We start from the raw sequence: 12041 nt of genomic DNA on the forward strand, positions 1-12041 counted from the left end.
CGCGCACGATGTGCAGGAAGCACAAGTGTCGCGAAGCGCAGGACGTGCGAGAGCGATGAATCTGAGTTTACACGAAGTAAATGAAGGTTTGAGCACGGAGCCGACGCAGCTAGCGCAAAAATATACGCCAATTGTGCGGAGTCAACTTGCGGTTGGGCGGGGTTCTATTATTGCGTTAAGAATCTGCGGCTTGCCATTTCGCCATATTTCCAGCTCGATAATGTCGCCAGGCTTGGCATTACTGACTAGCGAAACAATAATACTTTCATCATCAAAAACATTGTCGTTAACTCGAATGCGAGTGATCACATCGTTAGTTTGAATGCCTGCTTTTTCTGCTGGACCATTTTCCACCGTATGAGTGACGCGCATTCCGGTGGTGAAACTTAAATTTAATTGTTTTGCATCACGGGAGTTTAACGGCAGCGCCTCGATTCCCAGCCAGCCTCGAACGACAGTGCCTAATTCTACAATTTCGTTGAGTACTTCAATTGCAGTATCAACGGGAGTGGCAAAACCAATTCCAATCGATTCTCCTTGCTGGCCACCACCCAGTACCGCGGTGTTGATGCCGAGTAGGTTTCCATAAGCATCGACAAGTGCGCCGCCAGAATTCCCTGGGTTAATCGCCGCATCCGTTTGAATAAAGTTTTGAATTCCCGCTTGGGTTTTACCGACGCGATTTGTTGCACTGATAATGCCTTGGGTGACAGTGAGCCCGACCCCGAAGGGGTTGCCAATGGCTAGGACTACATCGCCATCCTCTGCTTTGTCGGACATGCCGATAGGAATGCTGGCGAGGTTGTCCATTTCAATTTTTAACACCGCGAGATCGGTGTTTTCGTCAACGCCGAGAACGTTGGCAACGGCTTCGCGGCCATCGCTCAGTTGGACGAGTATGTTTTCAGCGCCGTCGATAACATGGAGGTTGGTGAGCAGATAGCCTTGGTCGCTGACAATCACCCCTGAACCTGAAAACGCCAGCATGCGTTGTTGTTCTTGAAGTGCGGCGGTATTAAAAAGTTGGCGGAATAGGGGGTCTTCAAGTAGCCATTTGGACGGCCGACGAATTTCTTGGTTGCGATAGATGCTCACGACGGCGGGTTTTGCCCGTCGCACTGCAGCCTTGTACGAGACTGGGCCAGACCATTCGCCTATTTCGGGGCTAAGATCACGGGTTTCGTTAGATAGGTTTAGTGGGGTGTTGCTGTTTTGCTCTATGACTGGATTAATTTGTGGGATTAACAGCAAAGCAATAATAGCGAGGAGCAGGCCCGTAGCGGCTGGCCAGCCGACATAGCTCAGCAATTTAGGTAAGGATCCGCCATTGCTCGCCTGTGGCGACTTAAGCTGAGAAGCCGATGTCGATTCTCTAGTGTTGGGCTGTTGTCCCTCAGACACGATGAGCTAGCTCCAATGCGGTTTATTAAATGTTTGGCAAATTATACGTAGAAACGCCGCTTATGGGTCATTTGATCGTAATTTGCCTAAAGTTTTTGGACGTGAGTCGCAAGGGTAGACATAACCATTCGTTATTTCGGCATTGATTTAAACCGAGCTCAACTATTTGGTGTCGTCTGATGCCCTATTCTTTAGTTCGGCTTCAATTTCATCTTCGGCATTGCTCAAGTCCTCATCGTCTTCGCTGAGGCGCTCATCATTGGTTTGCTCGTCGTAGCCGTCTTCTTGTGCGGTGTTTGTTGTTTGGCCCTCAACAATCGAACCGGGGTCGGGCAAATTGCTATTGGCCTCTTCGAGAATATTTTGGCTCAAGTTGGGGTTGGCGAGCTTCATTGCACTGCTCGCTAAGTACTCGTGAACTTCTTTGTAATTCTTAGTGAGATTATTCACCCGTTTAGAGGTTTCAATGAAGTGTTCAGTGACCTCCGTTTGATAGTCAGTGTAGGTCTTTTCAGCCTGGCGTAACTTTTCTTCTAAGTTTTTATTCAGCTGTTGCTGTTTACCGAAGAAGTTGAGGGCGAAGTAACATACACCCGCACCGAGGAGAAGTGCGATCCCAGAGATGACAATAACAAATTGTAGAGTAAACACTAAGACTCCTTTTGTAGGTAGGCCCCAAAACCTTACTGGTTGGGTTGAAGTTTCAGATTATACGCGTACTCTCTGGAAACAACTTGCGTGCTTTTGCAGAATTTACAATTCTTCTAAGAATCTATAATCGCGATAATTAGACCGTGAAATTTAAGTGTTGAGTTTGGTTATCCATTTGGCGAATTGCGAGAACGCCCCTAGGGGCCCATAATGCCGCTCCAAAATTAATATTGCCGCCTTTGGCTTTGCGAAGCCTTAAGTACCCGCTAAGTGGCACCAACCGTTACGATACCCAGTTCTTATGCCCACTAACGCTCAGTCCCCCAGCCCTTTCGAACGCTATCAAGCGGATTTGCAAAAAGAAGGCTTTCAGAAAGATGCCGCCCAAGCGGTGGTGGTTGATCATCTACAAAAACTTTACGAGAGGCTTATTGCATCCCGTTCCAAAAAGCAGAGCCAAGGCCAATTGCATGTTTTGATCGGAAAGCTTTTAAAAAAAGATCAAGCGCCGGTAAAGGGTTTGTACTTGTGGGGGGGAGTTGGGCGAGGCAAAACCTACCTGATGGATACCTTTTTTGAAAGCTTGCCTTTTGAGAATAAAATGCGCGCTCATTTTCATCGCTTCATGCGTCGTGTCCATCAAGAATTGAAATCCTTGGCAGGGCAGCCCGACCCTTTAGAAATTGTCGCGGAGCGTTTGAGTAAAGAAGCCTCGGTTATCTGCTTCGATGAATTCTTTGTTTCCGACATTACCGACGCCATGATTCTAGGGACGCTTTTTGAAGCCTTGTTTAAGCGACGTGTTTGTTTGGTGGCGACTTCAAATATCGTTCCAGATGAGCTGTATAAGAATGGCTTGCAGCGGGCTCGCTTTCTGCCGGCGATCGCTTTAGTAAAGCAGCACACCACGGTTGTTCATGTTGATAGCGCAAACGATTATCGTCTGCGAGCCCTTGAGCAAGCGGAGCTATATCATTCGCCGATTGATGAGCAAGCCAATGTCAGTCTTCAAGAGAGCTTCGATAGCCTTAGTCCAGAAGGTTCTGAGCACCTGACAGACGTTGATCTTGAAATAGAGGGGCGAATCATCAAGGCTAAGCGCTTGGTGGAGGATGTGGTGTGGTTTGAATTTTTGGCGATTTGCGATGGCCCACGCTCGCAAAATGATTACATTGAAATAGCGCGGGAATATCATGCGGTGCTGGTCGCGGACGTTCCCGTTTTTACCGATAAAAATTGGGATCAAGCGCGACGCTTTATAAGCTTGGTGGACGAATTCTATGATCGCAACGTGAAGCTAGTGTTGTCGGCCGAGGCACCGTTGGTATCACTTTACAAAGAAGGCAGGTTGCAATTTGAGTTCGAGCGCACCCAGAGTCGCCTGTTGGAAATGCAAAGCCATGAGTATCTCGCCCGGCCTCATAAACCCTGACTTGGCTTGAATGGCGAACCCCAAGCTATATCCAGGGTAGGCTAAAGATGGGGCGGAATTCGATTACTCTCTGGCAAAGTGCCTCATCATCGATTTAGTTCTTGAAAACCGCGTTTTGCTTATGTAGTATTCGCGCTCTTTTGTGGGAAGCCCCCATGGTCAAGGCAGGAATATCATGAAAACCATCAGCGCTAAACCCGAATCCGTCAAACGAGACTGGTACATCATCAACGCTTCGGGCAAGACCCTAGGTCGTATGGCGGCAGAAATCGCCCATCGTCTTCGTGGTAAGCATAAAGCTGAGTACACTCCACACGTCGATACCGGGGATTACATTGTTGTTGTTAATGCGAAAGAAGTTCGCGTAACGGGCAACAAAACCAAAGATAAAATGTACTATCACCACACTGGCTACATTGGTGGAATTAAAGGCATTAGCTTTGCTGACCTTATCAAGAAGGCGCCGGAGCGAACGATAGAGAAGGCGGTAAGAGGCATGTTGCCGAAAGGCCCACTCGGTCGCGTTATGTTCAAAAAGTTGAAAGTTTATCCTGGTGGCGAGCATCCGCACGCTGCACAACAGCCACAAGAATTACAAGTATAGAATTCCGGAAAGGCAAATAATGGCAGAACAACACTACGGCACGGGCCGCCGCAAAACATCTACAGCCCGCGTATTCATCACCCAGGGTTCTGGGGCGATTACGGTTAATGGTTCCAATTTAGACGATTATTTTGGTCGCCAGGTAGCGCGGATGATTGTCCGTCAGCCTTTGGAATTAGTTGAAATGACTGAGAAGTTCGACATCAAAGTCACTGTTAAAGGTGGTGGAAGTTTTGGTCAAGCAGGCGCGATTCGCCACGGTTTAACCCGTGCTTTGATCGACTATGATGAGAGTCTTCGTCCCTCTCTACGCGGGGCGGGTTATGTAACTCGAGATGCACGTGAAGTAGAACGTAAAAAAGTGGGTTTACGCAAAGCGCGCAAGCGTCCACAGTTCTCGAAGCGTTAGAATTGTTTGTACAAAGCGTGGTTTTTTCTCCGCGCTTTGGTTTGTGATGTCTATACTAAAAACGCTCAGGCTAAATTAAAGGCTGGGCGTTTTTTTTGTCCGATTCATAAAGTGCCGGTAGATTGCCTTTAAGCCCCCGATATTGCAGGGTTATCCTTGTAAGAAAGAGCCATTTTCTTTACTATGGCGCGGCTTTTTTGGATGTTCTTTGGGGGCCTGCAAAATCTTCTTATGGCGGTAAATTAACCCGCTTTTTGGCCAAATGACAATGATGGGCAATCTATTAAAAGTTTCAAAGTCACCTTTCACTTATTTATTCGCTGTAACGGGAGAGAAGCGTCATGAGTAATGACGGTATCAACACAACACGGCGTCGCTTTTTAACAGTCACCACCTCCGTTGTCGGCGGTGCTGGTGTTGTGGGCGCAGCTGTACCTTTTATCGGATCTTGGAACCCAAGTGCTAGAGCCAAAGCGGCAGGTGCACCGGTCAAAGTTAATATCGGTAGTCTTGAAGTAGACTCAATGATTACCGTTGAGTGGCGAGGTTTCCCAGTATTTATCGTTCGTCGTTCACAACAGACCCTCGATAATTTGGTAAAAATGAACGACCTGGTAGCCGATCCAGATTCAGAGAAGGCTACGAGTAAACAGCCCGATTACGCGAAGAATGAATATCGCTCGGAAAAGCCCGAATATATGGTATTTAAAGCGATTTGCACCCACCTAGGTTGTGTTCCTCAGTATTGGGAAGTAGGGAACTCCGCTGCTGATGAAGATTGGTTAGGCGGATTTTTCTGTCCCTGTCATGGTTCTAAGTTCGATTTGGCTGGACGTGTATTTAAAAGTGTTCCCGCTCCCGACAATATGGAAGTGCCTCCGTACTATTTTGAAAGTGACAACGTATTGGTTATCGGCCTTAACCCTGGGGAGGCAAGCGCATGAGCAATTGGCTATTAAATTTCTGGGGATGGATCGATGAGCGTCTACCTGTGCAGCGAGCATGGGATACGCATATGGCGAAATACTACGCGCCAAAGAATTTTAATTTTTGGTATTTGTTTGGGGTTCTCTCCTTATTAGTCCTGGTAAATCAGCTAATCACTGGCGTTTGGTTAACCATGAATTACGTTCCTACTGCGGAGCGTGCCTTTGAATCTGTCGAATACATCATGCGCGATGTACCCTTCGGCGACATCTTACGATACATGCATTCCACCGGTGCTTCGGCGTTTTTTATCGTGGTTTATCTGCATATGTTCCGTGGTTTGATGTATGGCTCTTATAAGGCGCCACGTGAGTTGCTGTGGATATTTGGCATGGTGATTTATGTTGCGCTGATGGCTGAAGCCTTCATGGGTTATATCCTACCTTGGGGCAATATGTCTTATTGGGGCGCCCAAGTGATCGTTAATCTATTTGGTGCGATTCCTGTTGTTGGTGAAGACTTGGTGCAATGGATTCGTGGTGATTACCTGATTTCTGGTGCAACCCTGAATCGCTTCTTTGCGCTTCACGTTGTTGCCTTACCGATCGTTTTGATCATGTTGGTTTTTCTTCATATTCTTGCTTTGCACGAAGTGGGTTCCAATAACCCAGATGGTGTGGAAATTAAAAAGAACAAAGACGAGAACGGCATTCCTAAAGATGGTATTCCCTTCTTCCCCTACTACCTACCTGTGCATGACTTAGTGGGTGTAGTTGTCTTCTTGTTTGCATTTTGCTTTGTTATTTTCTTTACGCCTGAGATGGGTGGCTACTTTATTGAGTACGCTAACTTTGAGCCGGCAAATGGATTAAAAACACCAGAGCACATTGCGCCGGTTTGGTATTTCACGCCTTTCTATTCTATGTTGCGTGCGATTACTTTTGATATTGGTCCTTTGAATTCGAAATTCCTCGGCTTCGTTGTGATGGCGGCGGCTATTGCGATTATGTTTGTCCTGCCTTGGTTGGATCGCAGTAAAGTAAAATCCATTCGATATAAGGGTACTTTTAGCCGCGTAGCGATGATTGTGTTCGCATCCACCTTTGTGATCCTCGGTTACTTGGGGATGAAAGGCCCAACGGACGCTCGCACCTTGCTAGCTCAGCTTTGTACCTTTATTTATTTTGCTTACTTCATTGGCATGCCATTTTGGACATCGCGCGAGAAAACCTTGCCAGAGCCAGAGCGAGTTCGCATGACCGGCTTGCCGAAGTCTTTGGTTTTGGGTGGGTTTGCACTGTTCGTGGTACTCGTCATTGTTCCGATTAAGGCCGTGGGTGCTGAATCAGCACATGCCTGTGGCACCATTGCTTGCGATGAATTTAGCGCAGACTTTGAAGACAAAGCATCTCTGCAAAATGGCGCAAAGTGGTTCGACAACTACTGCATGGGTTGTCACTCTTTGAAGTACTCACGTTATGAGCGCGTGGCTGATGATCTCAATGTTCCCCATGAGATCATGGTGGACACCATGGTGCCGATGAATTTAGAAAAGTTCGAAGCGGGCAAAGTTGGCAACTTGATGACGATTTCTATGCCTGAAGATCGCGCGAAAGCGTGGTTTGGTGCTACTCCTCCCGATCTCACTTTGGTTACGCGTCTACGCTCTCCTGAATGGCTTTACACCTACCTTCGCAATTTTTATCGAGATGATTCCCGCGCTACCGGTGTGAATAATCGCGTTTTTGATAAAGTTGCCATGCCTCATGCCATGCTTGAGTTACAAGGCCTTCTAGAGTGTGCACCTGGTCCTAAGTTAGATAGCCATGGTGATCCATTACGCGATGGAAATGGAAATGAGGAAGTTGAAGCCTGCGGTACCTTGCAGGCGGGTTCACTTGCAGGAACCATGAGTCCTGAAGATTTCGATAAAGCTATCTACGATCTGGTAAACTACCTCGAATATGTGGCGGAGCCAGGTGCTGCGGCACGTAAGCATACCGGTGTGTATGTCTTGCTGTTCCTCGCCTTGTTTTTGGTCGTAGCCGTATTGCTTGATCGAGAATATTGGAAAGATATTCACTAATAATATTGAGTTGTATAACGTCAAAATACATTAACGCTCAAGCGATCATCGAGAGATTCTAGATGATCGCTTTTGTTGTTTTTAAAAAAACAAAAATACCGAAATTAAAAACAGCGAAATTAAAAGCAACATTAAGAACAACGAAATATCGATTTACTACTTAAACCGCATAAAGCTGATCATAAGGCGCTGGTTTTTTTGAAATCGCAAAATCACTTTTAGTAGCTATAAAATAGTTACGGTATTAATTTGAGGAAGACCTAAATGGGTGTTGTCACTAAGCGTTCATCAATGACCTATTTTTCCGATGGGCGTGATCACTACAGTCATCGAGTGCGTATCGTGCTGGCGGAAAAAGGCGTATCGGTTGATGTTGTTGATGTTGATCCGAAAAATATCCCTCAAGAGCTTTCCGAGTTGAATCCGTATAATTCATTGCCGACGTTAGTTGACCGTGAGTTGGTGTTGTATGAATCGAAAGTGATGATGGAATATTTAGATGAGCGTTTTCCTCATCCGCCATTGTTGCCGGTTTATCCCGTTGCTCGTGCACAAAGTCGTTTGTGGATGTATAGAATTGAACGCGACTGGTGCCCCCTGGTTAACAACATTCTTTACAGTAAAAACAAAGAGCTAATAGATAAATCACGCCGTGAATTACTCGATAGCTTGTTGCCGATCGCTCCTATTTTTCAAGAAATGCCTTATTTTATGAGCGAAGAGTTCACATTGGTCGATTGTTGTTTAGCTCCCATATTATGGCGCTTAGAAACTTTCGATATTCGTTTACCCAGTAACAAAGTAACCAAGCCACTAGAAGAATATATGGAGCGTGTGTTCAGTCGGGAAGGTTTTCGCAAAAGCTTAACTGAATACGAAAAAGAAATGCGCGATTTTTAACAAGCCTGTTTATTAGTTGTTAACGAGTTAATTCTATGTCGATGTCATCCAGCCGCCCATATATGATTCGCGCGCTATATGAGTGGATAGTGGACAATAAAACAACGCCGTATCTGTTAGTCGATGCGCACGGAAAAGATGTCTCGGTTCCGCAAGATTTTGTTAATAAAGATGGGCAAATCGTTCTCAATATTTCTCCCTCCGCCATTAAAAATCTCCAAGTACTGAACGAAAGCGTGAGTTTTAATGCGCGCTTCGGCGGTATTCCCACCGATATCTATGTCCCATGCCGTTCAATTTTAGGTATTTATGCCAGAGAAAACGGACAGGGAATGATATTTGAAGCAGAGGCTGAAAAAGATATCGATCCTCCGCCAACGCCCAGCGGTAATGGCACCGACGGCGCTACCAAACGACCCAGCCTGCGCGTTGTAAAATAATTATTTTTCTTGTTAGTTTTCCTGCCTACCTTAGAACACTATCTTTCCTTGCTAGCTTCAAACCGCTCTGATTTAAATTAAGTTTCGATTTTCTAAGTGGTAAATCGTAAAAAAATCGTGGTATTTCTCCACGGTATTTTTGTTTAGCAGATAATGCGTGTGAACTTAGAAACCTGTAAACGGAAAGTACTCTGGTGTGCTTTTAAAAATTAGTGTTACCTTATTGGAGCATGCAGGTCGTGAGAGCATGGACAAGCTGGATTGCTCGCGTACATGCCCATCTACGGGAATAAAGCACGGAGCCGATGCCGCTATCGCGAAAAGACAATTTTTAGAAGTGCCTATTTCAGTTTTTGATTGGGCAGTAGTGGTGGCACGGGACAGTCTAGGCTATCAGCAATGGCCCGAAATAGTTCGGCTTCGCTGCTCGTGACTTGATCATCTTCGGCGATAGCACTCGCCAGTGCTTTTAGCAGGGTGGGTTTTTGCAATGGCTTTAAATGATTCAGAGCGTCCAAGGCTTTGTCGATATCATTTAATTCTAGCTTGCTCGTGTCTTGCAATCTTAAATCGGTAAAACCTAATTCTTTTGTTCCCGCCAAGAACGCTTTGTTTGCATCGCTAGCATTTTCGTTTCCAGAGTGCGCCAATATCGATAGAACAGTTTCGCACTCTTGTTTTAAGGCCGTTAATTTTAAATGATTGCGGGAGCTGGGCTTACCTTCCAAGTTGTGAATAAGAATACGGTAGAGCGACCATTCAAAAATATCGACTTTATTGTCCGCGCGAATAAGTGCAACGAGATTACGTTTAAATATCGTGTACTGAGAATCCGAAAGCTCTTTTAGTGCGGGCAAGCATAAATCAATGAGTGGCAAATAATATAAGGAGCCAATTCGTAAGACATGGAGATAAAGTTTTTGCGTTAGATTAAATACCACCGGATGGGCTTGCGCGCGTAATTGCTGCCATTGCTGTTGATTAACAGCGTCTGATTTTTTATCTAACAACAAACAATAAACGAGTGCGCGGGCAGAAAATGGATCACGTGCAGAATCATTTATTTGTTTGTCCAATGCGTCTAGTAAGTTGCGCGCATAGGCGACATGGGCAGGGCTTGGGCTGCCAATGGAGTCAATGGCGGCGACACTTGCTGGCTCTGAGCTTTGAGTTAGTTCAGTAGCATTTGAAAATCCGCTTACTTGTTCTGTGTGTTGATTTTCAGCACCATAAGCGCTGCTATCCTGAGAATGTTGAGTGCTATCTAAGCTTACTGGAGTGAAGCGGCCGTTCCATCGTGGTTCAATTCTTTTGATGCGCTCTTGCAGGGGGGGGTGAGTTGCCATTAATCCACTGAAAGCGACTTTGACGCCCTGGCCAAAATACATGTGGCTAAATTCAGTGGCGTTGGTTGCGTGTAAAAGAGATCCTGCTGAGTAGCCGCCAATTTTTTTTAAGGCGCCGCTAATACCTTCTGGATTTCGGGTAAATTGCACCGCGGAAGAATCCGCTAAATATTCTCGCTGTCGACTGACCGCTGCCTTAATAATGTTGCCGAAAAAAGTACCACTGTAACCAATGACAATAAAGGCTACGCCCAAGGCGAGAAATGCCAGCCCACTGTTGTCGCGACGGCGCCCAGCTAATGCGCGATAACCCATCGAACGCATAATAAAATAACCAATTAAACCGATGACTAATATGCCGTGGAGCACGCCGATGAGGCGAATGTTGAGACGCATATCGCCATGGAGGATGTGACTGAATTCGTGGGCGACTACACCTTGCAACTCATCTCTACTCAATAATTTAATGCAACCACGAGTTATACCAATGACCGCATCTTGTGGTTTAAATCCCGCAGCAAAAGCATTTATGCCGTTTTCATCAATAATATAAACCGGTGGCACTGGCGTTCCAGATGCTACTGCCATTTCTTCTACTACATTAAGAATTTTTTTTTCGTCGGCATCGCGAGTGTCTGAGCTCAACAGGCGACCTCCCATTGATTCGGCGATGGTTCTGCCACCACCACGCAGTTGAATCAATTTGAAAATACTGCCGATGGCGACGACACTGCTTACACCTAATGCAATGGCGGCGATAATATCCCAGCTCAATTGTTGTGTGGCGACGGTGAAAAAACTTAGGTTTTGATCGAAAGCGCTAACGGCGGTGTCGCTGCGGAATTGGAAAAAGTAAAGAGCGAAGACAACGGCAAGTACGGTAATCGCGATCAAGCTCAAAACCGCGGCGAGCATGAAAGCCACTAACCATTTGGTATTGCGACGAGCAGTTTCTTGATGTTCGAAAAAGTTCATTGTTGTTTTAATCCGGCTCTCGATACGACCCGAAAGATATCTCGAATCGTATCGTCATTTTTTACAGACGCGGGAATTAAATAGGCGCGGAAATTAAAAAGAAACTTTTGGCGCGGCTTGAATTTCTGCTCGATCTTCAAACTCAAGTAATTCTGCATCACTTGGGTGGCCAAATAAACCGGCAAAAAATACGGGTGGGAAAGATTGACGATAGATATTATAAGCGGTCACTGCGTCGTTAAACGCCTGGCGAGAAAATGCCACTTTGTTTTCTGTGGTGGTTAGCTCTTCAGATAACTGCATCATGTTTTGGTTGGCTTTTAAATCTGGATAAGCTTCGACAACGATATTCATTTTGCCCAGCGCACTCGATAACATATTTTCTGCGCCACCAAGTTGTTCCATGGCCGCTTTACTACCAGGGTTTTCGGCGGCTGCCTTCAAACCCGCAACGGCTGCATTACGTGCGCTAATTACCGCCTCTAAAGTATCGCGTTCGTGGGCCATATAGCCTTTCGCGGTTTCAATGAGATTAGGGATTAAATCGTAGCGACGTTTGAGTTGTACGTCGATTTGAGAAAAGGCGTTTTCATAACGCGCTTTAAGTTTTACCAGATTGTTGTATATCGCAACAATGAAGAAAATGATTGCGACTATAACTACCAGAAAAATGATTGCCGAAATACCCATACACTTAACCCTCTAATTATTGCTTTATATGGCGAATTTGCTTATTGGTCTATTTGCGCAGAACTTATGCGCGCATTTTTTGCACTCAGTATTACATCGCCATATAGGATACGAAGGTCGGATCTTAACACGAACTCTGTAAAGTTGTATGTTGATTGCTGAGTGATTTAGGCGCGCTTG

Annotated in this window: 11 protein-coding genes; 7 read left to right on the forward strand and 4 right to left on the reverse strand. The window is 45.8% G+C overall.

Annotated elements, in window-relative coordinates; translation table 11 throughout:
- Positions 1-141: 141 nt before the first annotated feature.
- Positions 142-1401, reverse strand: coding sequence for a S1C family serine protease (locus ACYUCY_RS15745; RefSeq protein WP_460227479.1), 1260 nt, complete (start codon positions 1399-1401; stop codon positions 142-144).
- 162 nt (positions 1402-1563) lie between these two features.
- Positions 1564-2052 (reverse strand): Z-ring associated ZapG family protein, encoded by a 489-nt coding sequence (locus ACYUCY_RS15750; RefSeq protein ID WP_460227480.1) that lies wholly within the window; start codon positions 2050-2052, stop codon positions 1564-1566.
- 301 nt (positions 2053-2353) lie between these two features.
- Here ACYUCY_RS15750 and zapE point away from each other — a divergent pair, with 301 nt between their 5' ends.
- The 7 genes from zapE to ACYUCY_RS15785 all read left to right on the forward strand — a co-directional run bounded on the left by zapE (position 2354) and on the right by ACYUCY_RS15785 (position 8850).
- On the forward strand, positions 2354-3484 hold the full coding sequence (gene zapE, locus ACYUCY_RS15755) for a cell division protein ZapE (protein WP_460227481.1): 1131 nt from the start codon (positions 2354-2356) through the stop codon (positions 3482-3484).
- 175 nt (positions 3485-3659) lie between these two features.
- Positions 3660-4088, forward strand: coding sequence for a 50S ribosomal protein L13 (gene rplM / locus ACYUCY_RS15760; protein ID WP_460227482.1), 429 nt, complete (start codon positions 3660-3662; stop codon positions 4086-4088).
- Positions 4089-4107: 19 nt separating this feature from the next.
- On the forward strand, positions 4108-4497 hold the full coding sequence (rpsI, locus tag ACYUCY_RS15765) for a 30S ribosomal protein S9 (protein WP_460227483.1): 390 nt from the start codon (positions 4108-4110) through the stop codon (positions 4495-4497).
- Positions 4498-4838: 341 nt separating this feature from the next.
- Positions 4839-5441: a ubiquinol-cytochrome c reductase iron-sulfur subunit gene (gene petA / locus ACYUCY_RS15770; RefSeq protein WP_460227484.1), complete on the forward strand. Its 603-nt coding sequence runs from the start codon at positions 4839-4841 to the stop codon at positions 5439-5441.
- Positions 5438-7510 (forward strand): ubiquinol-cytochrome c reductase, encoded by a 2073-nt coding sequence (locus ACYUCY_RS15775; protein WP_460227485.1) that lies wholly within the window; start codon positions 5438-5440, stop codon positions 7508-7510. Before petA ends, ACYUCY_RS15775 begins: the two co-directional genes overlap by 4 nt.
- A gap of 264 nt (positions 7511-7774) precedes the next feature.
- Positions 7775-8410, forward strand: coding sequence for a glutathione S-transferase N-terminal domain-containing protein (locus ACYUCY_RS15780; RefSeq protein ID WP_460227486.1), 636 nt, complete (start codon positions 7775-7777; stop codon positions 8408-8410).
- A gap of 35 nt (positions 8411-8445) precedes the next feature.
- Positions 8446-8850, forward strand: coding sequence for a ClpXP protease specificity-enhancing factor (locus ACYUCY_RS15785; RefSeq protein WP_460227487.1), 405 nt, complete (start codon positions 8446-8448; stop codon positions 8848-8850).
- A gap of 341 nt (positions 8851-9191) precedes the next feature.
- On the opposite strand, the gene ACYUCY_RS15790 is transcribed toward ACYUCY_RS15785, so the two are convergent.
- Entirely contained in the window at positions 9192-11171 is a 1980-nt protein-coding gene (locus ACYUCY_RS15790; RefSeq protein WP_460227488.1) for a M48 family metallopeptidase, read from the reverse strand.
- 93 nt (positions 11172-11264) lie between these two features.
- Positions 11265-11861: a LemA family protein gene (locus ACYUCY_RS15795; protein WP_460227489.1), complete on the reverse strand. Its 597-nt coding sequence runs from the start codon at positions 11859-11861 to the stop codon at positions 11265-11267.
- Between the last annotated feature and the right edge of the window lie 180 nt (positions 11862-12041).

Source organism: Aurantivibrio infirmus (assembly GCF_054767315.1).